The organism is Arthrobacter sp. 10N43 (assembly GCF_056394525.1).
This window is the reverse complement of the sequence record NZ_JBFTIA010000003.1, coordinates 440,281-463,403: the sequence shown is the minus strand read 5'-3', so window position 1 is coordinate 463,403 and position 23,123 is coordinate 440,281. Positions and strand designations below refer to the sequence as shown.

The 23,123-nt window shown below is 67.6% G+C and carries 26 protein-coding genes and 1 tRNA gene; 19 read left to right on the top strand and 8 right to left on the bottom strand.

What is annotated here, in order from left to right; translation table 11 throughout:
• Window positions 1–156: 156 nt before the first annotated feature.
• From AC1DDO_RS07015 to AC1DDO_RS07000, 4 genes are all read left to right on the top strand, one after another.
• Window positions 157–229, top strand: a tRNA-Lys gene (locus tag AC1DDO_RS07015).
• A 146-nt stretch (window positions 230–375) separates the two neighbouring features.
• Window positions 376–867 (top strand): MarR family winged helix-turn-helix transcriptional regulator, encoded by a 492-nt coding sequence (locus tag AC1DDO_RS07010; RefSeq protein ID WP_476866907.1) that lies wholly within the window; start codon window positions 376–378, stop codon window positions 865–867.
• Between the two features lie 104 nt (window positions 868–971).
• Window positions 972–1,211, top strand: a complete 240-nt coding sequence (locus AC1DDO_RS07005) for a hypothetical protein (protein ID WP_476866908.1) — start codon at window positions 972–974, stop codon at window positions 1,209–1,211.
• 21 nt (window positions 1,212–1,232) lie between these two features.
• On the top strand, window positions 1,233–1,985 hold the full coding sequence (locus AC1DDO_RS07000; protein ID WP_476867079.1) for a serine/threonine-protein kinase: 753 nt from the start codon (window positions 1,233–1,235) through the stop codon (window positions 1,983–1,985).
• Here AC1DDO_RS07000 and AC1DDO_RS06995 read toward each other — a convergent pair.
• Window positions 1,969–3,063, bottom strand: a complete 1,095-nt coding sequence (locus tag AC1DDO_RS06995; protein WP_476866909.1) for a lactonase family protein — start codon at window positions 3,061–3,063, stop codon at window positions 1,969–1,971. The genes AC1DDO_RS07000 and AC1DDO_RS06995 overlap by 17 nt on opposite strands.
• 240 nt (window positions 3,064–3,303) lie before the next feature.
• On the opposite strand from AC1DDO_RS06995, the gene AC1DDO_RS06990 reads away from it, so the two are divergent.
• Window positions 3,304–4,206, top strand: a complete 903-nt coding sequence (locus AC1DDO_RS06990; protein ID WP_476866910.1) for a putative protein N(5)-glutamine methyltransferase — start codon at window positions 3,304–3,306, stop codon at window positions 4,204–4,206.
• 63 nt (window positions 4,207–4,269) lie between these two features.
• Here the strand turns inward: AC1DDO_RS06990 and AC1DDO_RS06985 are convergent, their stop codons facing one another.
• The 5 genes from AC1DDO_RS06985 to AC1DDO_RS06965 all read right to left on the bottom strand — a co-directional run bounded on the left by AC1DDO_RS06985 (window position 4,270) and on the right by AC1DDO_RS06965 (window position 7,362).
• A complete protein-coding gene (locus AC1DDO_RS06985; protein ID WP_476866911.1) occupies window positions 4,270–4,557 on the bottom strand; it encodes a YtxH domain-containing protein in 288 nt (95 codons plus the stop codon).
• Window positions 4,558–4,647: 90 nt separating this feature from the next.
• The gene (locus AC1DDO_RS06980) at window positions 4,648–4,911 is read right to left on the bottom strand and encodes a GlsB/YeaQ/YmgE family stress response membrane protein (RefSeq protein WP_476866912.1); all 264 of its coding nucleotides are present in this window, start codon (window positions 4,909–4,911) and stop codon (window positions 4,648–4,650) included.
• Window positions 4,912–5,064: 153 nt separating this feature from the next.
• Window positions 5,065–6,036 carry an aldo/keto reductase gene (locus AC1DDO_RS06975; protein WP_476866913.1) on the bottom strand — a complete coding sequence of 324 codons (972 nt, stop codon included), beginning with the start codon at window positions 6,034–6,036 and terminating at the stop codon, window positions 5,065–5,067.
• Window positions 6,037–6,134: 98 nt separating this feature from the next.
• Window positions 6,135–6,344 carry a dodecin gene (locus AC1DDO_RS06970; protein ID WP_476866914.1) on the bottom strand — a complete coding sequence of 70 codons (210 nt, stop codon included), beginning with the start codon at window positions 6,342–6,344 and terminating at the stop codon, window positions 6,135–6,137.
• A gap of 52 nt (window positions 6,345–6,396) precedes the next feature.
• Complete coding sequence (locus tag AC1DDO_RS06965) at window positions 6,397–7,362, bottom strand: SGNH/GDSL hydrolase family protein (protein ID WP_476866915.1); 966 nt, start codon at window positions 7,360–7,362, stop codon at window positions 6,397–6,399.
• 137 nt (window positions 7,363–7,499) lie between these two features.
• On the opposite strand from AC1DDO_RS06965, the gene AC1DDO_RS06960 reads away from it, so the two are divergent.
• A complete protein-coding gene (locus AC1DDO_RS06960; RefSeq protein WP_441408203.1) occupies window positions 7,500–7,757 on the top strand; it encodes a metal-sensitive transcriptional regulator in 258 nt (85 codons plus the stop codon).
• A 99-nt stretch (window positions 7,758–7,856) separates the two neighbouring features.
• Here AC1DDO_RS06960 and AC1DDO_RS06955 read toward each other — a convergent pair whose 3' ends face one another.
• Window positions 7,857–8,567, bottom strand: a complete 711-nt coding sequence (locus tag AC1DDO_RS06955) for a FadR/GntR family transcriptional regulator (protein ID WP_476866916.1) — start codon at window positions 8,565–8,567, stop codon at window positions 7,857–7,859.
• A gap of 203 nt (window positions 8,568–8,770) precedes the next feature.
• Here AC1DDO_RS06955 and AC1DDO_RS06950 point away from each other — a divergent pair, with 203 nt between their 5' ends.
• The 8 genes from AC1DDO_RS06950 (at window position 8,771) to AC1DDO_RS06915 (ending at window position 17,105) form a co-directional block, all read left to right on the top strand.
• Window positions 8,771–10,270, top strand: a complete 1,500-nt coding sequence (locus tag AC1DDO_RS06950) for a four-carbon acid sugar kinase family protein (protein ID WP_476866917.1) — start codon at window positions 8,771–8,773, stop codon at window positions 10,268–10,270.
• Window positions 10,271–10,301: 31 nt separating this feature from the next.
• On the top strand, window positions 10,302–11,201 hold the full coding sequence (locus AC1DDO_RS06945; RefSeq protein WP_476866918.1) for an NAD(P)-dependent oxidoreductase: 900 nt from the start codon (window positions 10,302–10,304) through the stop codon (window positions 11,199–11,201).
• 127 nt (window positions 11,202–11,328) lie between these two features.
• Complete coding sequence (locus AC1DDO_RS06940) at window positions 11,329–12,795, top strand: GntP family transporter (protein ID WP_476866919.1); 1,467 nt, start codon at window positions 11,329–11,331, stop codon at window positions 12,793–12,795.
• On the top strand, window positions 12,795–13,655 hold the full coding sequence (locus tag AC1DDO_RS06935) for a class II fructose-bisphosphate aldolase (protein WP_476866920.1): 861 nt from the start codon (window positions 12,795–12,797) through the stop codon (window positions 13,653–13,655). The genes AC1DDO_RS06940 and AC1DDO_RS06935 overlap by 1 nt, the downstream gene beginning before the upstream one ends.
• 116 nt (window positions 13,656–13,771) lie before the next feature.
• Window positions 13,772–15,136, top strand: a complete 1,365-nt coding sequence (locus AC1DDO_RS06930) for an acyltransferase family protein (RefSeq protein ID WP_476866921.1) — start codon at window positions 13,772–13,774, stop codon at window positions 15,134–15,136.
• Window positions 15,133–15,477 (top strand): GNAT family N-acetyltransferase, encoded by a 345-nt coding sequence (locus AC1DDO_RS06925; RefSeq protein ID WP_229995895.1) that lies wholly within the window; start codon window positions 15,133–15,135, stop codon window positions 15,475–15,477. The genes AC1DDO_RS06930 and AC1DDO_RS06925 overlap by 4 nt, the downstream gene beginning before the upstream one ends.
• Window positions 15,478–15,604: 127 nt before the next feature.
• Complete coding sequence (locus AC1DDO_RS06920; protein ID WP_476866922.1) at window positions 15,605–16,297, top strand: hypothetical protein; 693 nt, start codon at window positions 15,605–15,607, stop codon at window positions 16,295–16,297.
• Window positions 16,298–16,322: 25 nt separating this feature from the next.
• On the top strand, window positions 16,323–17,105 hold the full coding sequence (locus tag AC1DDO_RS06915; protein ID WP_476866923.1) for an SDR family NAD(P)-dependent oxidoreductase: 783 nt from the start codon (window positions 16,323–16,325) through the stop codon (window positions 17,103–17,105).
• A 65-nt stretch (window positions 17,106–17,170) separates the two neighbouring features.
• Here AC1DDO_RS06915 and AC1DDO_RS06910 read toward each other — a convergent pair whose 3' ends face one another.
• A complete protein-coding gene (locus AC1DDO_RS06910; RefSeq protein WP_476971632.1) occupies window positions 17,171–18,664 on the bottom strand; it encodes a helix-turn-helix domain-containing protein in 1,494 nt (497 codons plus the stop codon).
• 117 nt (window positions 18,665–18,781) lie between these two features.
• Here AC1DDO_RS06910 and pxpA point away from each other — a divergent pair, with 117 nt between their 5' ends.
• From pxpA to AC1DDO_RS06885, 5 genes are read left to right on the top strand one after another with little or no spacing between them, the layout of a single operon-like run.
• Window positions 18,782–19,537: a 5-oxoprolinase subunit PxpA gene (pxpA, locus tag AC1DDO_RS06905; protein WP_476866925.1), complete on the top strand. Its 756-nt coding sequence runs from the start codon at window positions 18,782–18,784 to the stop codon at window positions 19,535–19,537.
• A 43-nt stretch (window positions 19,538–19,580) separates the two neighbouring features.
• Window positions 19,581–19,826, top strand: a complete 246-nt coding sequence (locus AC1DDO_RS06900; protein WP_144672119.1) for an acetyl-CoA carboxylase — start codon at window positions 19,581–19,583, stop codon at window positions 19,824–19,826.
• On the top strand, window positions 19,823–21,178 hold the full coding sequence (locus AC1DDO_RS06895; RefSeq protein WP_476866926.1) for an acetyl-CoA carboxylase biotin carboxylase subunit: 1,356 nt from the start codon (window positions 19,823–19,825) through the stop codon (window positions 21,176–21,178). The genes AC1DDO_RS06900 and AC1DDO_RS06895 overlap by 4 nt, the downstream gene beginning before the upstream one ends.
• A complete protein-coding gene (locus AC1DDO_RS06890; RefSeq protein ID WP_476866927.1) occupies window positions 21,175–22,086 on the top strand; it encodes a 5-oxoprolinase subunit B family protein in 912 nt (303 codons plus the stop codon). Before AC1DDO_RS06895 ends, AC1DDO_RS06890 begins: the two co-directional genes overlap by 4 nt.
• Window positions 22,076–23,035 carry a 5-oxoprolinase subunit C family protein gene (locus AC1DDO_RS06885; protein WP_476866928.1) on the top strand — a complete coding sequence of 320 codons (960 nt, stop codon included), beginning with the start codon at window positions 22,076–22,078 and terminating at the stop codon, window positions 23,033–23,035. The genes AC1DDO_RS06890 and AC1DDO_RS06885 overlap by 11 nt, the downstream gene beginning before the upstream one ends.
• Window positions 23,036–23,123: the final 88 nt, after the last annotated feature.

Here is a 23,123-nt window from a genome sequence, read left to right as displayed (position 1 = left end):
TCGGGCCGGCGGCGCTGCCGCTGACGTGCGACGCCGGTCCCGGCAGTGTGAATAAAGTCGGCCCAGGTCTGGGGTACAGTATTAACGTCCAGAAATGGACTGGGCTGAAACGCGCCGCAGCGACGGATTTATCCGCTGTTTCGGAGCTATCAGTTGGGGCCTTTAGCTCAGTTGGTAGAGCATCGGACTTTTAATCCGTGGGTCGTGGGTTCGATCCCCACAGGGCCCACTCTTTTAGCGAAGAGTGGAAATTCCCCGGCTTCCTGGCAACAGGAGGCCGGGGATTTTTTGTGCCCCCGGGCCTTTTGGTGCTGACGGGCCCTAGCCGCTGCGATTGCACGGAAGGCTAGTTATCAGTTCGGCTAGGCTTGCCGGATGGACTCCCACGGCGCCTCCGGATACTGGTACGGCCCCGATGACAGCCTTGACCCGCCTGCTGCCATCCTGCAGGCCCTTCGCGACTACAGGATCTCGGAGGTGGCGACCCGGCGGTCCACGCGCGATTCGATGGGGATGGGCGAGACGGACCTCCTGGCCCTGCGCTACCTGCTGCGGGCCAAGGCCACCGGCGAGCGGGTCGGCCCCAAGGACATCAGCCGTGTCCTGGGCATCACCACCGCCTCCACGACCTCGCTGATCGACCGGCTGGTGGCCAGCGGACACGTCCGGCGCGAGCCGCACCCGACCGACCGGCGCTCGCTCGTGATCGTGCCGACGGTCTCGACGGACTCCGAAGTCCGCGCCACGCTGGGCCACATGCACCGGCGAATGATGGAGGTGGCCGAGTCCATGAGCGCCGAGGACGCCCGGGTGGTCATCACCTTCCTGCGCCGGATGGGCGAGGCGATTGGCGAAGGGCGGCACTAGTTTTGCCCCGCACAACCGGGAAACTAGCTCGTTTAACTAGTTAGTTATTCTATTTATATGTATGCTTACTACTTGTTTTCCGGCCATCAACGAGAGTAGGCGTCATGCCTGAATCCGCAACCTTTACCGGGGGCACAGGCGGCAGTCCCCTTCTCCCGCGGCACTGCGGCGCCCCCATGGAGTGGCACACCCCGGAGCCGGCTGCGATGTCCTCCTACTCGTTCGGGCCCGCCGAGCGTTCCTTGGCCCTCCCCGCGTTGTGGCGCTGCCGCTGCGGTTTTCAGCTGGACGACGTCGGGCAGGGCGCCGCGGAGCCGGTGGCAGCCTACTCGCACAGCCATTGACGACTCCGCCGGCGGCCCTGGATCCATGACGAAGCCCGTATTCTGTCCGGGCTGGACCACCCGGCGGTAGTGGCCTTTGTGGGCGGGGGGCGCGTGCCGGACGGACACCCGTGGGCGGGCCGTCCCTTCCTTGTGGAGGAATTTGCCTACGGCGGGAGCCTGGCGGAACGGATCCATGCGGGTCCGAGCGAGCCGCAGGATGTGGCCGGCTGGGCCGCGGCTGCCCTGTCCGGGCTCGGCCACGTGCACGCCGGCGGCTTCGTGCATCAGGACATCAAGCCCGCCAACATCCTTCTTAGCTCACTGCGCAGGTCCCCGGTGAGGATTGCGGATTTCGGGATTGCCGTACCCGCGGGAACTGTCCTCGTGCCGGGATCGTCGTCGGGCACCGTGCATTACATGAGTCCGCAGCAGTCCAACGGGGGACCGGCGGATCCGGCGGCGGATGTCTACGCCCTGGGTCTGGTCCTCCTGGAATGCCTGACCGCGGCCAAGGCGTTCCCGGGGACGCCGGTGGAGTCGTTGGTGGCACGGACTCTGCGGAGCCCGGTGATCCCGCCCGGTCTCGGGCCCCGCTGGGTGTCGCTGCTGGGTGCCATGACGGCTATGGACGCCGCGGACCGGCCCCCGGCCGATGTGGCCGCCGCCGAGGCCGCGGCTATCATCCACCGCCCCGTACCGCCGCTGCGCGATCGGGCGGCCGGGTTCTTTTTCGGCGCCCCGAGGACGGCACCTCCCGCGCCGGGGCGTCAGCCCCTCAACCCCGTGGCGTGAGCCCGGCCGGCACCAGCGCGGTGGGGGAGGCCACGTCCAGCCGGTCCAAGGGGGTGCCCGGCACCCCTGTTTCGGGGTCCAGGGGAAAGGTCACGACGTCGCCCGAGCGTTCGTGGGCGACGTGGAGCCATCCCTCGCGGACCACATGGTGCCGGGGCCAGTCGCCGCCGCTGGGAACATCGGCCACCGGCCGCAGCGCCGCGCCTCCGGCCGCCACCTCCAGCACGCTGATCCGGTTCGAGCCGCGCACGCCCACATAGGCGTGCCTGCCGTCGGCTGCCAGCGCGATTTCTGCCGCAGAATCTCCCGGCACGGCACCGCCGGCGGTGGCCGGCCCGACGAATCCGAGCCGGAAGGCACCGGAGTCCGGCGACAGCGAGGCCGCGGCCACCTCAATTGAATACTCGGTCACCACAAAGACGTCTCCGCCCGGGTGCTGGACCAGGTGCCGGGGGCCGCTGCCCTGCGGCAGGACCACCTCATGGTCCAGGACCGGCCGCAGAGCCGGCCCCGGCTCGGAGCGGACGGTCCAGATCCGCAGGAGGTCGTGGCCCAGGTCCGTGGTCATCACCCGGCCGTCGGCCAGCATGAGCGCGGCATGGGCGCGGCTGGGCCGCCCTGGTTTTTCGGGGGCTTCCGCGTCGGGAGCGGAGCCGTAGGGGTCGCGGGACTCGGCGGCGGCGGCCCGGTCCAGGATTCCGCCGTCGGCACCGAGTTCGTAGAACAGCACCTGGCCGTCGCCCCAGCAGCACACCACCAGGAAGCGCCCGGAAGGCTCGACGGCGACATGGCAGGCCGCGTCACCGGCCGGCCACGCGGGTCCCGCAGGCTCCAGGCCAAACGCGCCATCCCGGCGGTAGGCCCGCACGGTCCGCGCATGCTCGGCAACGGCGTAAACCACAGGAAGCGAGGGGTGGACCGCCAGGAAGGACGGCGAGTCGGCCTCCGCCGCAAGACCGAGCCATCGCAGGGTGCCGTCGGCCGCCGCGGCGACGGCGCCGATCCCCGAACCGCTGCCGCCGGAGTCTGCAGTGTAGGAGCCGGTCCAGATGAGGTGGTGTGCAGGGATGGATTCCATGCTGACATCCTGCCAGCCGGGCCTTCCACGTGGCGGCAAACCGCCGTGGCAAGAGGGCGCGCAAACCCGGCTGGCCCCATCGCGGCGGCTGGGAGCCTTGGGTAGCATAGGATTCCGGGCAACTGCAGCAGAAGGAGGTGGGTCCCGTTCACGCAAGTCCAGAAAGGGCGCCCTCCCAGCGGTGCCGGCTGCGGCCAGCTCACGGTGAGGGCGTCTGACACCAGACCGAAAGGCGCTCCCATGCCACTAGTTGGCCAAGATTCCCCGCACCAGAGACTCACGGCCAGGCTCCGTGCGGCCGGCTGCGTGTTCGCCGAAGACGAGGCCAGCCTGCTGATCGCCGCCGCCCCGACGCCGGCCGAACTTGATGAGATGGCCCGCCGGAGGGTTGCCGGCCTCCCGCTTGAACACATCCTCGGCTGGGCGGAATTTTGCGGACTCCGCATCGCCGTGGACACCGGAGTCTTCGTGCCGCGGCGACGCACGGAATTCCTCGCCCGGCAGGCCGCCGCGCTCCTGGACACCTGGCGGCAGGAGCCGGCCGGGGCAGGCCGGCCCGCGCCGGTCGTTGTTGATCTCTGTTGCGGCTCCGGCGCGGTCGGGGCGGCGCTGGCCGCGCTCGCCGGCCCCAAGGGACGGCGCAGCACTATCGAACAGCCCGGCCCCATCGAACAGCACAGCGCCATCGACCTGCCCTCCGCCATCGAACTTCATTGCGCCGATATCGACCCTGCCGCCGTGGCGTGTGCGCGCACCAACGTGCTGCCCTTGGGCGGGGAGGTCCATGAGGGCGACCTCTACGATCCGCTCCCGGCGGGACTCCGGGGCCGCGTCCGGTTGCTGGCCGTCAATGCCCCCTACGTTCCCTCGGCCGACATCGAAACCATGCCGCAGGAGGCGCGCGTGCATGAGCCGCGGGCCTGCCTCGACGGCGGCGCCGATGGGCTGGAGGTGCAGCGGCGGGTCGCCGCCGGCGCACGTCAATGGCTGGCGCCAGGCGGCCACGTGCTGATCGAGACCAGCCGCCGGCAGGCCGCACAGACGTCCGAGATCCTTCGCAGGCACGGACTGAGACCACGGGTGCTGCGCTCGGAGAAGCTGGGGGCCACGGTGGTGGCTGGCGCGTTGCCGTTTTCCGGCTGAGCCGGGCCAGCCGGCCGGCCGGCTGAGGGCGGCGGGCCCGGTTAGGCGTCCTGCGCGGGGCGCCTAGGGCAGCTTGTCCGCCGCGGTGGTGCTCCCGTGTCCGGCCTCGCGGTGGACGGCGGAGCTGATGACGGTACCCGCGCGGCGGGCGGCCTCGCCCAGGTGGTCGGTGACCTCTGGGGCCTTGTCCTTGACCGTTTCGGCCGCGGCGGCCACCTTGTCCTGGACCGGCTTGCTGTGCCACAGTTCGGTGCCCCGGGCCTTGAGCTTCTCATAGGCGGCGCGGCCCGACCGTGAGCCGAGGACATACCCTGCGGCCAGTCCGGTGGCGAAAAGAAGTTTGCCCTTCATTTTGTGCTCCTTCTCCATGCGGTACTTGAAGATAATGCAAAAAACCGGCCCTGGGTATACCCCAGGACCGGTTTCCGGCCAGTCTCCGTATTAGCGGACTGAGCGCTTGCTGATCATGCCGTAAACCAGCAGCACGACGATCGAACCGCCGATGGCCAGCAGCCAGGTCGACAGCGAGAAGAACTCGTTGAGGCCCACGCCGAACAGTGCGCTGCCGATGAATCCGCCCAGGAGGGCGCCAACGACGCCGAGGATCAGGGTGATGATGATGCCGCCACCCTGACGTCCCGGAAGGATAGCCTTAGCGATTGCTCCGGCGATGAGGCCCAGAATCAGAAATGCGAAAAAACCCATTTTTATCGTTCCTTCTTCTTTCATAGAGGAGGCACCTGGATCGTCAGGTGCGCTTCATCCTTCTGCCTCAATAGTAATCATGCTTAGTATCAAAGGCCACCCGGCGCCCCGTGGGTGGGGCGGGCGGGATGCCAAATTTCAGCCACATCCGGCCTACCAGGCGTAGTCTTCCGGTGCAGTGCGGTGGCCCGGGAAAATCTCGTCAAGGCGCTTCAGCGCGTCGGCGTCGAGCTTCAATTTGTGCGCCCTGACGGAGGATTCGAGCTGCTCGAGGGTGCGCGGGCCGATGATCGGAGCGGTGACTGCCGGCTGGTGGAGCAGCCACGCGAGTGCAACGTCTGCCGGGTCCTGGCCCAACTCTGCGGCAAAGTCCTCATAGCGCCGGATCTGTTTCTGGTGCGCTTTGAGCGCCTCGAGGGCGCGGCCCGCGATGCGGCGGACGCCGTCGCCCTCCTTCTGCAGCACTCCGCCCAGCAGGCCACCGTGCAGCGGCGACCACGGCAGGATTCCCAGGCCGTACTGCTGGGCGGCCGGGATGACTTCCAGTTCCGCGTCCCGGGTCAGCAGGTTGTAGATCGACTGTTCGCTGACCAGCCCGTAGTAGTTGCGGCGGGCTGCGGTTTCCTGGGCGCGGGCGATGTGCCAACCGGCGAAGTTGCTGCTGCCGGTGTACAGGATTTTGCCCTGCTGTACGGCGACCTCGACAGCCTGCCAGATCTCTTCCCAGGGCGTGTTTCGGTCCACGTGATGGAACTGGTACAAATCGATGTAGTCCGTCTGCAGCCGTTTCAGGCTTGCATCCAGGGCCCGGCGGATATGCAGTGCCGAGAGCTTGGACTCATTGGGCCGGTCCGTCATGGTGCCGAACAGCTTGGTGGCCAGTACCGTGCGCTCCCGGCGCTCCCCGCCCTGGGTGAACCAGCGGCCAAGTATTTCCTCGGTCCAGCCGCGGTGGCTCGAACCGCCGTACACGTTGGCGGTATCGACGAAATTGATGCCGGCGGCCTGAGCGGTGTCCAGGATGGTGAAGGCCTGCGTCTCCTCGGTCTGCGGGCCAAAGTTCATGGTCCCCAGGCACAGGCGCGAGACGGTCAGGCCGGAGCGGCCCAGATGCGTGTAGCGCATGAAGCGCTCCTCTCCGTCCTGACCTCCTCCGCCCTGACGCGTTGCGGGTTTTCTCCGAAGGTGGGCCGGTCTGTGCCGTCCGCGCTCCGGAGCGGGCGTCAGCGCTCCAGGCGGAACCCGAGCTTGATGGTGACCTGCCAGTCCGCGACCTGGCCGTTTTCAAGGTGCCCCCGGATCTCCTTGACTTCGAACCAGTCAAGGTTCCGGAGGGTCTTGGCGGCCTCCGTGATGCCGTTCCGGACCGCCGCATCGACGCCTTCGTTCGAGGTTCCGACAATTTCAGAAATGCTGTAGGTGTGATTAGACAACTTCGCTCCTCGTGATCGTCATCGATGACCGGCTGTGGGCCGTTCCTGCAGACTAGCCCACGGAACCGGGCCGGACTAGGGGGATGGGACCGGAATCCGGGACCCCGGGGGGCGGTGGTCCCGGCAGCGGCCGCTTTGCCTGCCGGGGAAAGGCGTCGGCCCGCGGCCTGATCTTGCTCACCATCCATGGCAGCATGTAGTGCGCCACCCAGGCCAGATCGCTGGCCCGGGTTTCCCGCCAACTCCCCGGCGGCATGGGCTTGGGCTCAAGGGGGCGCAGCCGGTGTGGCACGTTGAGCGTGTCCAGGACCATGGCCGCAATGGTGTGGTGACCCAGCGGCGAGAAGTGCAGGCGGTCCGGATCCCACATTCGGGCATCGCCCAATTGCCGCAGTGCCCACAAATCAGCAATGAGGACATCGTGCCGGGCGGCGATGACGCGGATGTTCTCGTTGAAGACCGCAACCTTGCCCCTGATGTGCCCGAACACGGCGGTCTCGCCCCAGTCCGGCCCGGTGAACAGGACCACCGTGGCCCCGGTGGCTGAGAGCACTGCCACGGCCGCGTCGAGGGAGGCGGCCATCCGGTCCGGATCGCCGCGATGGAACACGAGATCGTTCCCGCCGGCCGAGAGGGTGACGAGGTCCGGTTTCAGGTTCAGGGCCGGCTCAAGCTGCTGGTCGAGGATTTCGCGCAGGACCAGGCCGCTGATGGCGAGGTTGGCGTACCCGAACTCTCCGCGGCCCTCGCCGAGTTCCTCGGCTATCCGGTCCGCCCACCCCCGCATGCCGCCGGGGCTCAACGGTTCCGGGTCGCCGACACCTGCCGTGAACGAATCTCCGAGGGCGACGTACCGGCTCCAGGGCGGTGAACGCCATGCACCTGACTGACCTCGTGCGGAGCCCTGAAACCCCGGCTGCCGCCGCCCCGCCGCGGGAATATTGTTGCCGGTATGGCCGGCGTCCGGCTCGAGGAACCTGGCGGCGTTCACATCACCACCAATACGCCGATAATCCATGCCGCGCTAGGTACTTATGCCCCTAGCGAGGCGCCGAGGCGGCGTTGCCGCGGGAGCGGAGACCCCCTTCCCTTCGGGGCCGAAAATACTCAGGGGGGTATGATGTGGAACCTGACGCGCCGATCCCGGAGGTACCAATGGAACTCGATCCCACCGACATGAAGCCTGTCATCAACCGGCTTCGCCGCGCGCAGGGGCAGCTCGCGGCAGTCACGAGGATGATCGAGGAAGGCCGCGACTGCAAGAGTGTCGTGACCCAGTTGGCGGCCGTCTCCAGCGCCCTGGACAAGGCGGGATTCGCCATTATCGCCACCGGCCTGCAGCAGTGCATGCAGCAGGAAGACCCCAGCCTGGACCGGGCAGAACTGGAGAAGCTCTTCCTCTCGCTGGCCTGAACGGCTCCGCCAAGCGTGTGCCAAAGCAGCACGCCTAAGCAGCACGCCAAAGCAGCGCGCCTGAGCAGCGCGCCTAAGCGCCCGCCGGTCGTTTGGGCGTCAGGCGCTGCCTTCGGCCAGGACGAAGGTCTTCAGGTCATCGAGGGTCTGCTGCATGTGCGCGTCCATGGCGTCCCGGGCCCGGTGCGGGTCGCGGGATGCCAGCGCGTCCGCGATGTTCTGGTGGTGCCCGATCGCGTGCTTCTGGATGTCCGGCACCTTGGACGTCTCGGTCCGGCGCTTTTCCAGCACCCGGTGCAGCGGTTCGAACAAAACGGCGACGAAGACGTTTTCGGATGCCTGCAGTATGAGGTCGTGAAAGGCGAGGTCAGCCTCGACGAACGCGGCGAGATCGTTGGTCTCATGGGCCTGCCGCATCCTCTCGACCTGCGCGCGGAGGGCCTGGATGTCAGAATCCGCCATCCGACCGGCCGCAAGTTCGCATGCCCCCGTCTCCAGCATCCGCCGCAGCTCAATGAGCTGGATGGCGGCCGAGGCGTCATTGGTGCCCTCTGAGGCTGCCCGCAATACGGCATCCAGGGAGCCCCAGCGGTTGATCGGGTTCACGAACGTGCCGCGGCCCCGTTCCACACTGAGGATCCGCTGGGCTTCGAGGGTCTTCATGGCCTCGCGGACGGTCATCCGGCTGACTTCATGCCGGGAGCTGAGCTCAAGTTCGCCGGGGACGCTCGCGCCGGGCGGGAACTCGCCGGCAATGATCCGGTCCAGCAGTTCGTCGGCCACTACGCCGACCAGCGATTTCCTAGCCAATTCTCCCCGTCCAGCGACTGCACTCAGCCTGATGACTTGCCTGATGGCGTGCTCCTGATGGCCAAGTCTACTTGCGTGTCCTTGTGCCATATGCCACACTAGCACTCAGATATAAGATGTCTGACATCTTACATTTAGCCCCTTCTGCGGCTCCCGGAGTACCGCAGGTTTCCACCGATCGATCCCACACAATGGAGTGCATAGTGCCCCTCGAAGCAGACGTGCTGGCCGCTTTCCCCGCGGAAGTACAGATCCCCGCCCGGCTCGTGGCAGACAGCGTGGCGGCCTCGTCCGAGACATCCCCCCGCGTCCTGGTAGTCCTCGACGACGACCCCACCGGCACCCAGTCCGTGTCGAACCTGCCCGTCCTCACCCGCTGGGAAGTGGGGGACTTCGCCTGGGCGTTCGGCTACGAAGTCAACGGCCAGCGCCAGCGCGCGGTCTACGTGCTGACCAACACCCGCAGCCTTGACCCCGCCGAGGCCGCAGCCCGCAACGAGGAGATCGTCCGGAACGCCCTCGCTGCCGCCGCATCAACGGCAGGAACGGCTGAGGGAGCACTGCGGCTCAGCTTTGTCAGCCGGAGCGACTCCACCCTTCGCGGCCACTACCCGCTCGAACCGGACGTCATCGCCGCCACCGTCACCGCCGTCAACGGCGAGACGACCGACGGCGTCGTGATCGTTCCCGCGTTCCCCGACGCCGGCCGCGTGACGATCGGCGGCGTGCACTTCACCCGCGGCACAGGCGAGGACGCCGGACGGCTCACCCCCGTGGCAGAGACCGAATTCGCCCGGGACGCGAGCTTCGGCTTCGCCAACTCGGAGATGGCCAAGTACGTGGAAGAGAAGTCGAACGGCCGGTTCCCCGCGGACTCGGTGATCGTGCTGGACCTGGACATCATCCGGGCCTCCACGGATCCGAGCATCTCCGCCAAGGCGATCGCCGACGCCATCGACGCCGCCACGAACTCCACCCCGATCGTGGCGGACATCGTCACCGAAAACGATCTGCGCGCCCTGTCCCTGGGCCTGGAGGAAGCAGAACGCCGCGGCAAGAAGCTCCTTTACCGTGTGGGCCCGCCGTTCGTCCGGGCACGGATCGGCCAGGAAATCCGCACCGAACTCAGCGGCGAAGAAGCGTTTGCGGGCAACACCCCCTCGGAAGCCGGCGGCCTGATCGTCGTCGGCTCGCACGTCGGCGTCACCACCCGCCAGCTCAACGCCCTCACCGCGCAGCACAGCGCGGCCCGGACCGTGGAGATCGACGTCGAAAGACTGCTCGGCGAGAACGCGGGGGAGTACCTCGACGAAACCGTTGACACGGTGGTTGCCGCGCTCCGCGGCGGCGACGTCATTGTCCACACGAGCCGGCTCCTGATCAAGACCTCCGACGCCGCCGAAAGCCTGCGGATCGCCCGGACCGTCTCGGCCGCCGTCGTCGCCGTCGTGAACCGCACGCTGAAGACCTTCCCGCCCCGCTTCGTGATCGCCAAGGGCGGCATCACGTCCTCGGACGTGGCCGCACACGGCCTGGAAATCCGGCACGCGATCGTCCGCGGGCCCATGCTGCCGGGCATCGTCAGCCTCTGGGAGCCGGTGGACGGCCCGGCCAAGGGCATTCCGTACATCGTCTTCGCCGGCAACGTGGGCGATGACCAGTCCCTCGCCGATGTCACGCGCAAGCTCAGCAACACTTTCTGATTCCACACCACATCATTCGATGGAGAACACCATGACCAGCACTTACACCATCACCGTCCTGGGCCTTGGCGCCATGGGCCTGCCCATGGCCACGCGCCTGGCCAGCCAGCTCAACGTCCACGGCTTCGACATCGCCGAGCCGCGCCTGAAGCTGGCTCAAGACGCCGGCATCCGCACGTTCGACTCCGCCCAGGAAGCCTCCAAAGGCGCCGACGCCCTGCTGCTGGCAGTGCGCAACGGCGAGCAGCTCAACGATGTCCTCTTCGGCGAGAACGGCGTGGCCTCCGTGCTCAAGCCGGGCTCCGTCGTGATCCTGGGCAGCACCGTGGGCACCGACGCCATCCCGGCCACGGTGGACCGCCTGGCCGAATACGGCGTCGAACTCGTTGATGCCCCGCTCTCCGGCGGACCCAAGCGTGCCGGCGAAGGCGACCTGCTGATCGTGGTGGGCGCATCGCCCGAGGCCCAGGAAAAGGCCCGCCCGGCCCTGGAGCTGCTGGCCTCCACCCTGACCGTGGTCGGCGACAAGCCCGGCGACGGACAGGCCCTGAAGACCGTCAACCAGCTGCTTTGCGGCATCCACATCGCCGCCGCCGCGGAGGCCATGGCCCTGGCCGACGCCCTCGGCCTGGACCAGGCCAAGACCCTCGCCGCCCTCGAGGCCGGCGCCGCGGGCTCCTTCATGCTCTCCAACCGCGGACCGCGCATCCTGGAGGCCTACACGGAAAACGGCGCGGAGGTCCTCAGCCGCCTGGACATCTTCGTCAAGGACATGGGCATCGTCGGCAAGGCCACCCGCGCCGCCGGCCTCGCCGCCCCCGTAGCCGCCGCCGCGGAGCAGCTCTACCTCCTGGGCCAGGCCCAGGGCCTCGCCGCCGCCGATGACTCCGCCGTCATCAAGGTCCTCGCGCCCACCAAGCGCACCGCCTAACCCGCCACCCCACCTCCGGCGACGGCGGTCCCCCCTCCGCCGTCGCCGGGCACCACCCCGCCACTCCACTTTTACCTCGCGATTGAATCGTCGGAGAATATTCCCCTGTCAAAGGAGACATCCCCTCATGACCCCCCTGCTTAATTCCCTGATGGTGCGCGCGGCCGACGCGCCCGTCATCAAGCCTGCCGTGGAGCTGGGAACTCCGCTGCTGCTGACAATCGCTGCTGCCGGCGTTGCCCTGCTGCTGGTGATGATCATCCGCTTCAAGATCCAGGCCTTCGTTTCCCTGCTGACCGTGAGCATCCTGGTGGCTGTGGCCGCGCAGATCCCGCTCAAGGACATCTTCACCGTGGTGGCCACCGGGGTGGGAGGCACCATGGGCAAGGTCGCGCTCCTGATCGCGCTCGGCGCCATCCTGGGCCGGATGATCGAGGTCTCCGGCGGCGTGCAGTCCCTCGCCGACCACTTCACCGCCAAGCTCGGCGCCCGGCGCGTGGCCGTGGCCCTCACCGCAGTCGGCTTCCTGGTCGCGATTCCGGTGTTCTTCGAAGTGGGCATCATCGTCCTGGTGCCGATCGTCTACGCCTTCTCCAAGATCGCCAACGTCCACCCGGTGAAGTTCGGCCTGCCCATGGCCGGCATCATGCTGGCCATCCACGTGGCCGTGCCGCCGCACCCCGGGATTGTGGCCGGTGCCGGCGTGCTCGGCGCCGACATCGGGCTGATCGCCCTGATCTCGCTGACGATCTGCGTGCCCTTGGGCTTCCTGTCCTACTGGGTCGCAGCCATCATGAACCGCAGGAACTACGAGCTGCTGCCCTCCGTCAAGGCCCAGGTGGACGAGTTCGGCTCCGCCACCATGGTCCGTGTTGGCCACGAGGGCCCGGGCAGCAAAGCCATTGCCCCGCCGCGTCCCGGCCTGATCATCTTCCTCATCGCCACCCCGATCGCGCTGATCCTCCTGGGCACCGTCGGCACCCTCGTGATCGACAAGAACGACTTCTGGTACGGCGTCGCCGCGTTCGTCGGCAACCCCGTCTTCGCCCTCCTCGTGGCCGTTGCCCTCTCCTTCTTCCTCCTCGCCGTCCGACGCCAGTGGTCGCTCGTGGAAACCGGCGAAATCTTCGAAGGAGCCCTGCCCCCGATCGCCTCCATCCTCATGGTCGTTGCGGCCGGCGGCGTCTTCGGCGGCGTCCTGCAGGTCAGCGGAATCGGCAAGGCGCTCTCCGAATCCCTGGACACCCTGGGCGTTCCGTTGCTGCTGCTTGGCTTCATCATCTCCCTCGCCCTCCGCGCCGCCCAGGGCTCGGCCACCGTCGCGATCGTCACCACGGCCGGCCTGCTCTCCTCCGCCGTGGCCGGCGGCGGCTACACCCCGGCGCAGATTGCCGTGATCGTGATCGCCATCGGCTTCGGTGCCCTGGGCCTTTCACACGTCACCGACGCCGGGTTCTGGGTGGTTGTGCGCTACTACGGCCTGACCGTCGCCGACGGCCTCAGGACCTGGACCGTGCTCACCACCGTGCTGGGACTGGCCGGTTTCGCGCTGACGTTCGTCGCCTGGATCCTGGTGGGAGGCCTGAGCGCCTGATGCGTACCCAACTCGACACCCTGGTCGCCGGGGCCCTGCAGCAAGGCTCCGCGGTCCCTGCGTTCACCTGCTACGACTTCACCACCGCGCTCGCCGTTGCGGGCGCGGCCGAGGAATCCGGCCGGGGCGCCATCCTGCTCGTTGCGCCGAAGACCGCGGCCACGCCCAACGGGCTGCGGCTGATCGCGGCCCTCCGCGGACTCGCCGACGCCGCCGGCGTTCCGATTGCCGTGCAGCTGGACCATGCCGCCGACCCGCAGGTGATCGCCGACGCCGTCAGCGCCGGAGCCGACTCCGTGCTGGTGGACGGGTCCTCGCTGCCGTACGAGGACAACATCGCCCTGGTCCAGGGCGTCCGGGCAGCCCTGGCAGCGCAGGGGAGGGCCGACGTCGTAATTGAAGCCGAACTCGGCGGACTCGCCGGCGACGAGGACCGGGCCTTCGGGACCGGCGTGGCGGACGAACCCGCCGGCCTCACCGACTCCGCCCAGGTGGAGGACTTTGTGGCCCGCACCGGGGCGCAGCTGCTCGCCGTGGCCGTGGGCAACGTCCACGGAAAGTACAAGGGGGAGCCCCGGCTGCGCTGGGACGTGCTGCAGGACATCGCCGTGCGGACCCGGATCCCGCTGGTCCTCCACGGTGCCTCGGGCATCCCGGCCGAGGAACTGGTCAAGGCCGCGGCCATGAACGTGGGCAAGGTCAACTTCAACACCGAGCTGCGCACCGGCGTCCTGGCGGTCCTTGAGGATCAGACCACCGCCCACCGGGCCGACGGCGAGAACCTCCAGGCGCTGCTGGGCCACTGGGATGCCTCGGCCCGGGCGTTCGCCGCGACCGCACTGGGCACGCTCTCCCGCTGACGGAACCGCCGGAACCGGCGGAACTCCGGCGCGGACCCGGGCCCAACTGCTCTGGCCGTCCGGCCGCCCCAAGGCCACAATGGACGCTTACACAGCAGGCCTTCCCAGGGGGCGTCATGGTTCCACAGCAGCGGTCAGCCGGCGGTCCGGCCCCGGCGCCGGACCGCGACCGCGACCGCGACCGCGACCGCGACCCGGTGATCGACCTCGCCCGGTTCTTCTGCCTGGTGCTGGTGGTGGTGGCACACACCATGATGGTGAGCCCCGTCCTGCACCCTGACGGCACCGTGACCACGGAAAACATCCTGGGCAATCAGCGCTGGTTTGAGCCTGTGGTGTGGGTCCTGCAGATCATGCCGCTGTTCTTCGTGGCTGGCGGGATCACGGGCCTGCAGTCCTGGCGGCGGCTCCGGGCCCGGGGCGGCACGGGCGTCGATTTCATGCAGGGCCGGCTCCTGCGCCTGATCCGTCCAGCTGCCGTCCTGCTGGCCGCCATGTTCCTCGGGCTCTCGGCGGCACGCCTCACAGGGGTTGCCCCGCAGGTCATCGAGCTGGTCGCCAGCGGGGCGGGAATGCCTCTGTGGTTCCTCGCCGCGTACCTCGCCGCGCAACTGAACCTGCCCTGGCTGGCCGCCCTCCACGACCGCGCGCCATGGCTGAGCTTCGCCGGACTCGCCGCCCTGGTGGTGACGGTCGATTGCCTGCGGGGGGTGCTGCCGCCGCTGGCCTACCTGAACATGGTGTTCCTGTGGTGCGCCGTGCAGCAGCTCGGATTCATCATCGCGGACGGCCGGCGCCTGCAGAGCGGCCGGCCGGCACGCTTCGGCATCATCGTTGCCAGCAACATGCTGCTGGGGCTGCTGGTCCTGCTGGGGCTGTACTCCGGGAACATGCTGGTGAACCTCAACCCGCCCAACGTGACGCTGCTGCTCCTGGGCATTTCACAGGCCGCCGCCCTGCAGCTCTTCCGTCCGGGGCTGTCCCGGATCGCGTCCCTGGCCTGGGTGCAACGGATGATGGGCGTGGCCGGCCGGCGGTCCATGACGATCTATTTGTGGCACCTGCCGCTGCTGGCGGCGATGTCCGGGCTCCTGCTGCTGACGGCTTTTCCCCAGCCGGCCGGCGGCAGCGCGGCCTGGTGGTGGGGGCGGCCCCTGGTGCTGCTGGGCGTCGTCGCGCTGCTGCTGCCGGTACTTGCGCTGTTTGGCAGGCTGGAGGAGCGGCCGACGGCGTCCGGCCAGTCGCGGAGCCGTCCGGCCGCCGCCGTGCTGCTGGCCGCCGTCGCCGTTTTTGTCCCGGCAGTCGACGCTGCCCTCAACGGGCTCACGCTCGGGCTGCTCGGCGGGGGCGCCGCATGCTTCGCGCTCGCCGTCGTGCTCCTGGGCCGGATTCCGGCCCGGCTGACAACGCCAGCTGAGCCGTCCGGGGGATCAGAACCGCCATTGCCACGCCCGCCATTAAGTGCCAATGTCGAACCATGACGGAGAACTCTGCAACCACGGAAGACACCTTCGCTCCGGACGTCTCCACCATCCGGAACGACGAACTTCACCGCTACGAACTCCGCGTCGGCGGCAAGCTCGCCGTCCAGGTGCGCTTCATCGACAGGCCCGGCCATATCGACTTCATCCACACGGACACCGCAGAGCAGTTCCAGGGCCAGGGGCTGGCCAAGGTGCTGGCGCACTTCGCCCTCGACGACGTGGTTGCATCCGGCAAACGGATCATCCCGAACTGCCCGTTCATGTACCGCTACCTGCGCAAGCACGAGTCCTACCACCAGTACGTGGACTGGCCGGAGCGGGTGCCCGAGGGAGCCTGACCGCCCTGCCCGGCGTCCCTGAGGGGCCGACCGGCGAGGCCTGTCTTGTGGGCAGGACAACAACCTCGTAAGGTTTGAGCAGAGTTATGCAGTTGGCTCTTGGACAGGTCCTTTTTTGGAGAACCCCATGAACCATAAACTGCGTGTGTTTGTCCGCGTGGATGTCGATCCCGTGCACGTCACCCTCGAAATCACCGGTTGCGTTACCCCGTCGGATTCGGCTGCCCTCATGCACATCGTGCGTCGCGCCTGCCGCCTCGGTGCAGGTGCCGAGGTGGTCATCGACCTCCACGGCACGTCCCACCTGGACCCGGAAGTGCTGCTGGACCTCCGCAGGCTCGCCGATGCCGGACCCTTGCCGTCCGCGTCTCCATCGCCGGACGCCGAAGCGGCCGTGCCGTTCCACCTCACCCTCGACGAGCCGGCCGAGTTGCCCATCTGCCTCCTGCACGTCGGCGCCGAGGCCGGTGTCCTCGCCGGGCTGGACACCGGACTGGCTTCCGGTTCCGGGCCGGGCGCGGCCAACAGCCCGCTGGCCGCCGAAGCCGGCGGCGCCAGCGGCGTTGGCACCATCGATGGCCTGGCGCTCTCGGAATACTTCGAGGACACCCTGGATCCGGCGGCGACCGTCCGCGCCCTGTCCGACACCGCCTTGTGCCGGCTCGCCGACGCCCTGTACCGCCACCTCGACACCAGCAGCCCTTTGTACGGGGCACACACCTGGTACGAGCTCGCGGCCGAAGAGATCCAGAACCGCCACTTGGCGGACGGCGACGGCCCGGCCGGGGACGAATTGGCCCCGGACAGTGCCTTGGCCTGAGCCGGTGCACCGTTAGGCTGTCGCTATGAACCCACAAACAGCGTCCACGCCGGGCACCACCGCCCTCATCACTGGCGCGACGGCAGGCCTCGGGGCCGAGTTCGCCCGCCAGCTGGCCGAACAGGGCCACCGCGTGATCCTCGTGGCCCGCGACGCCGGCCGCCTCGCGGCCACCGCGGCGGAGCTGGAGAACAGCTACGGGGCCACGGCGGAGACGATCTCCGCGGACCTGACCGACGACGCCGGGATCGCCGCCGTCGTCGCGCGCCTCAGCGATCCCGAACGCCCGGTGGAAATCCTGGTCAACAATGCGGGAATCGGCTTGTTGCGCTCTTTCGAGGACAACGGGATTGCCGAAGAGAAGAAGCACCTGAAACTTCATGTCGAAGCGGCCATGGAGCTCACCCATGCCGCCCTGCAAGGCATGCTCGCGCGCCATTCCGGCAGGATCATCAACGTCGCCAGCGTGGCGGCCTTCCTGCCCCGCGGGACGTACTCCGCAGCGAAGGCGTGGCTGCTGAGTTTCTCGCGGTCGGCCAACATGGCCTACGCACCGCGCGGGGTGAAGGTCACCGCCGTGTGCCCGGGCTTCACCCACACCGAGTTCCACGACAGGATGGGGATGGACAAGACGGCGACGCCGCGCTGGCTGTGGCTGGACGCCCGGCTGGTGGTCAGCGAGGGCCTGGCAGACAACGCCAAGGGCAAGGCCGTCTCGATCCCCAGCAAGCGCTACAAGGTCCTGACCACGGTTTCGCGGGTGTTGCCGTCCCGGCTGGTCGCCGGGCCGCCGCGGCGGGCCAAGTAGGCGCGCCAAGCAGCGCCGGACCGCTGTCGACGCGGAAAGCGCGGCGGACCGCGGGCCGGCGGTGATCAGGGCGCAGCGTCGGTGATGCGGACGGCCAGCATGCAGGTCGTGAGGCCCTCCAGGGTATCGAGGCGGACATTCAGGAGCCCTGACATCAGGGCCAGCCGCTTGCTTAAGGTGTTCCGGTGGATATACAGAGCCTGGCAGGCCTTGGATGGCTGGGCGTCGTGGTCGAGGTAGGCCCTAAGAGTGGGCAACAGCCGGCCATTGTTGGCACGGTCGTAGTTGAGCAGTGGCGCCAGCAGATTTTCGGCAGCGGCGTGGGCGCCACTGCCGGCGGTTGCGACTACGAGTGACTCGATGCTCATCGCGGCTGCGATAGTGGGGCCCGTGACTTCCCGCACCAGCCGTTGGGCATGGGCCAGGCCAAGCCTCAGCTCATCCACGCTGCGAAGCGGCCCTTTGATAACCAGGGGAAGGCCGGGAACTATCCGCCGGAGCGAGTCCAGCAGCCTGTCCGGGATCACTTCCCAGTCCGCGGCGGTGTCTGTCCGGGCCTGCGCGATTGCGTAGAACGAGCCGCGGTACGTGAAGACGTGGGCGTTGTTCAGGTGCTCCTGGACCGCCAGCCGAATCCGCCAGGCGTGCGGCAGTTGGGTCCTGTCCGGTGCGGCGACAACCAGGAAGGTGGGCGCGTGCGGGTCCAGGCCCGTCGCACGGAAGGTCCTGGTCAGCTCCTTGAGGGCCACTCCCTGCCAGTCCTCCAGTTGATTCATCAGCCGCTCGAGCTTGGCCTGGTGCGGGACGCTGGCTTTGAATGCGCTGTTGAGCTGCATGGCAAGAATGGACGACGCCGGCCCGATCAGTGTGGCGAGCGGCTCCCCGCTTGTCCCGCCCCGGACCACCAGCTGAAAATGGTCTGTTCCGCCGGTGGGGAGCGCGAAGCTGGACCCGGACGTACTCCGCTCATTGCGGGGGAGATCCTCGGCTGTCCAGCGTGAACCGGCCGGCCAGCAGCTGATCAAGGCTCCGGTGGTGTCGAAGATCGCACATTGGCCTCCCGCGGCGGAGGCCACCTCCGCCAGCACGGCAGTGAGGGACCCGCCGGAGCGGGCCGCCTTTGCGCACAAGTCGGCCAGCTCCCACGATTGCCGGGTCAAGGCAAACCGCTCGGCTTCGAGGACGCTCGTGACGAAGCGCTGCAGCTGCAGGGCCGGAACAACGCTGGGAACCTCCAGCAGGGGAATCCCGTGGGCCTTCGCCGCCTCCAGCAGTGGTGTGGGGATCAGCCGGTGTGCCACTCCCGTGACGAATGCGATGGCGCAGACGGGGACGCCCGCCAGCCGTTCGACATAGGCGTCCCACGTCCGTTGGTCGAAGAAGTTGAAACCAATACCGTGGGTGATGAGCAGGCAGTTGGCGCCCAGGAACGGCGTGGGGTCCAGGAACTCGGCCGGGGCGGCGTAACTGATGGACGTGGCCAGGCTCCTTGTCGTGGACGGTGTGTGCAGCCTGAGCTGGAGCGAGTCCTCCGCCAACAGATCCTTGACTCTCATCATGCACTCCCGGTGCGCTGTCACCCTGTGAAACCGGTGTGCAGGCTGCACACTTGCTAACAAAGTTAGTGGACATTTGCCCACTATGTAAGGCGTGGTGCAGTCCCTAATGTTGAAGGCATGAAGAATGTTAATGTGGCGAATGTCACAGCCGGAATTGAGATAAATTCGGACCTGGGCGAAGCGTTCGGGCTGCACAGCTTCGGTAACGACCTGGCGCTGATGGAGATCATCGATGTGGCCAATGTGGCCTGCGGTTTCCACGCCGGAGACCCGGACACCATGGAAGAAACCGTCGCGGCTGCCAAGGCCCACGGCGTGCGGATCGGCGCGCACCCAGGCCTTCCGGATCTGACCGGCTTCGGGCGCCGGGAAATGAAGCTGACTCCGTCAGAGGTCGAGTCCCTCATTCTGTATCAGACAGGTGCCCTGGTGGGCTTCCTGAAGAAGGCCGGGCTGGAACTCAACCACATCAAGCCCCACGGTTCCCTGTACGGGATGCTCTCGCGGGACCCCGAGCTCATGCGGTCCGCCGCGAAAGTCGCCGCACTCTACGGGGTTCCGATGTTTGGGCTTGCCGGAACAGCGCACGAAAGCGTCTGCGCCGAAATGGGGGTTCCGTTCGTCGCTGAACTCTATGTGGACCTGAACTACAACCCCGCCGGCCAGCTCATTATCCAGCGCCGGCCCGAGGCCACGGACCCCGCAAAGGCCGCCGAACGGGTGCGCCGGGTCCTCGACGACGGCCTGGTGGAAACCTCCGACGGCTCAACCGTGAGCATCGAGTTCACCAGCATCTGCGTCCACTCCGATGCCGCCAACTCGCCGTCGGTGGCGCAAGCCGTGCGCGGAGCCCTGGACGCCGTCCGCCAATGACCTGTCATGCACTGCCCATCCCACCGCAACCGAAAGGCACACCATGTCTCACCAAGTGACCTCGCCCCTTCCCGGAGTGTTCTACCGCAAGCCCGGCCCCGACAAGGATCCCTACGTGCAGGAAGGCGACCACGTCGAGGCGGGCCAGACAATCGGCGTCGTCGAAATCATGAAGCAATTCAGCGAAGTCAAGACCGAAGTGTCCGGGAACCTGGTCAAGTTCGAGGTGTCGGATTCAGGCACGGTCAACCCGGGTGACGTTATTGCAGTGATTGAGGAAAAACCATGAAGAAACTGCTCATAGCCAACAGGGGGGAGATCGCAGTTCGGATTATCCGCACAGCCCGGGAATTGGGGATCCACACAGTGGTGGTGGCCAGCGAACCCGACGTCGACGGGCTGGCGGCCCGCCTTGCGGATGAATACGCGGTCATCGGCCCAGCCCCGGCCAGCCAGAGCTATCTGGACCACGGCGCGGTCCTGAAAGCTGCGGCGGACTTCGGCTGCGACGCGGTGCACCCCGGTTACGGGTTCCTGTCCGAGAACGCCGCGTTTGCCCGGGCGGTCTTGGATGCCGGGCTCATCTGGGTGGGTCCGTCCCCGGAAGCCATCGAGCTGATGGGGGACAAGGCGCAGGCCCGGAAAGCGGCCGAGGCGGCGGGGGTACCCACCCTGCGCGGAACGCACGGAGAAGCCCCTACCGGTGACTCCTTGCTGGCGATCGCAGCGGAGATCGGCTACCCCTTGGTGGTCAAAGCAGCCGCCGGTGGCGGCGGGCGCGGAATCCGGCTCGTGACACGTGCGGAAGACCTGGCCTCCACCGTCGAAGTGGCGCAGGCCGAAGCGGCCGCCGCGTTTGGCAGCGCCGCCGTCTACCTGGAGAAATTTGTGGAGCGCGCCAGGCACGTCGAGGTTCAGGTCCTCGGCGACGGCACCAACGTTGTCCATCTCGGGGACAGGGACTGCTCCATGCAGCGCAGGCAGCAGAAAATCCTGGAGGAAGCGCCCGCCCCGGACCTGCCGGATGACGTCCGCCGGCACATGCTGGAGTCTTCGGTGGAGCTCGCCCGGCAGTGCCACTACAAGGGCCTGGGCACAGTCGAATTCCTCTACGACGCTCTCAACCATGAAGTTTCCTTCATCGAGATGAACACCCGTCTCCAGGTGGAGCACCCCGTCACTGAAATGGTCACGGGCCTTGACCTGGTCCGGGAACAGCTGCTGATTGCTGCCGGGGAGCCGCTCCGGATGCGCCAGGAAGACGTTGTTTTCCGCGGCCACGCCTTCGAGTTCCGGCTCAACGCCGAGGATCCGTCCAAGGGCTTCATGCCCAGCCCCGGAAAGCTGGAGCGCCTCGACTGGCCGGGCGGCCCCGGTGTCCGCATCGACTCCGGATTCGTCGCCGGTTCCACGGTGATGCCGTTCTACGACTCGCTCCTGGCGAAGATCATCGTCTGGGACGAAACCCGGGACGAGGCAATCGGCCGGTCCATCCGCGCCCTCGACGAGATCACGATCGAAGGCGTCTCCACAACGATTCCGCTGCTCAGCGCCGTGCTGCACCGGCCGGAACTGAAATCCGTGGAGCACCACACCAAGTTCATCGAAACCTGCCCGGAGATCCTGGGGGACCTGTCATGAGCGATACCCTGAGTACCGGCTCACTCAAAGGCGCGGCGCGCTACACGTGGGGTGGCGACGAGTTTCTCTTCGTGGAGATCTCCGAGGCGATGAGCCTGGCCGCGAACTTCAAATCCAACTCGATGGCCACCAGGCTCGGCGGCCGGGAGCTGGCCGGCGTGACCGAAATCTGCCCGGCCAACGCGTCGCTGCTGGTCCGCTTTGACCCCGATGTACTGGACGCCGCGGAGCTGGAAGCCACCATGCGGGAGATCGAAGTCGAGGTGGACAACGCCACCCACCCGGTGCTGAACACCCGGCTGATCGAAGTGCCGGTCTGGTACGACGACCCGTACACGCGGGAGACCGGTGCCCGCTTCCGCGCCGGCCACCAGCGGCCCGAGGGGACCGATTTGGACTTTGCGGCCGAGGTCAACAACCTCTCCGATGCCGCGGAATTCATCCGGCGCCACCACAGCAGTCCCTGGCTGGTTTCCATGGTCGGGTTTGTCGCCGGCCTGCCCTTCATGTTCCAGATGGTGCCCCGCGAGCAGCAGCTGGAGGTGCCGAAGTATCTCAGCCCGCGCACGGACACGCCTCCCCTGACGGTCGGTCACGGCGGGTGCTTCGCCTGCATTTATTCCGTCCGCGGCGCCGGCGGCTACCAGATGTTCGGCATCGCGGCGGCTCCGATTTTCGACCCCGCGCAGTCCCTGGCTGACTTCAAGGACTTCATGGTCTTCTTCAAACCCGGCGACATCGTCAAGTTCCGCCCCGTCACTGAGGACGAATACAAGGGCATCAAGGACCAGGTGGAAGCGGGCACTTACGTCTACAAGCAGGTGCCGGTCACCTTTGATCTGGCCGAGGCCCTCGGCGACCCCGAGAGCTACAACACCAAGCTATTGGAGAACCTCAATGACTCTTGAGATCTTGGAACCCGGCCTGTCGACGACGGTCCAGGACCGGGGCAGATTCGGCCACTACAACGTGGGAATCCCGCAAGGCGGCTCCATGGACCAGCTCTCCGCGGAGATCGTGAATGCCCTGGTGGGCAACAGCGCCGAGGAAGCAGTGCTGGAATGCACCTACCTGGGCCCGAAATTCCGGACTTCCGCCCCAGCGGTGATCGCCGTGGGCGGCGCCCCGGTGGAAGTGAAAGTGAACTGGGCAACCGCCCCTCAGTGGGAAGCCATTGAACTGGCCGCCGGGGACGAAGTCTCCTTCGGCTTCCTCCAGGGCGGCACCCGGTACTACGTCGCAATCCGCGGCGGCATCGACGTGCCTGTGGTGCTCGGCAGCCGTTCCACGTACGCGCTTGGTGCCTTGGGCGGCTATAAGGGGCGCAAACTCGCCGCCGGGGACGAGGTCCCGGTCGGCGACACGGCGTCCGGGGATGTCCTCGCTGGAATCGCACCGGAACTGCGGCCGGCGTTTCCGGCCGAAACGGACATCAGGGTCCTGCTGGGCCTCTACGACCACCGGCTGACCGGGTCAGGGCTCGCGACCCTGCTGGACTCGACCTGGGCCCTCACGCCGGTGGCCGACAGGACCGGCCTGCGTTACAGCGGGCCGGAGATCGAATGGGAGGCGCGGGAGCAGCCCTTCGGCGCCGGCTCTGATCCCTCCAACATCGTTGACGCCGGATACGCGGTGGGTTCCATCCAGATCCCCGGCGGCAAAGAACCGATCGTCCTGCACCGGGACGCCGTGTCCGGGGGAGGCTACGCAATGGTCGCAACCGTCATCAGCGCGGACATGGACCAGCTCGCCCGCAGCGCCCCCGGCACCAAGACGCGGTTCGTCGCGGTGACCATGGAGGAGGCCGTTGCGGCCCGGGCGGAAGGCAAAGCCCTCCGCCGCTCCATCTGGGGATAACCAACCCAAAGCCCCGTGGCTCCCGCCACGGCTCCATAAACGCATCACTACAACACCAGAGGTGTCGCTTTGTCGTACTCAAATTTAG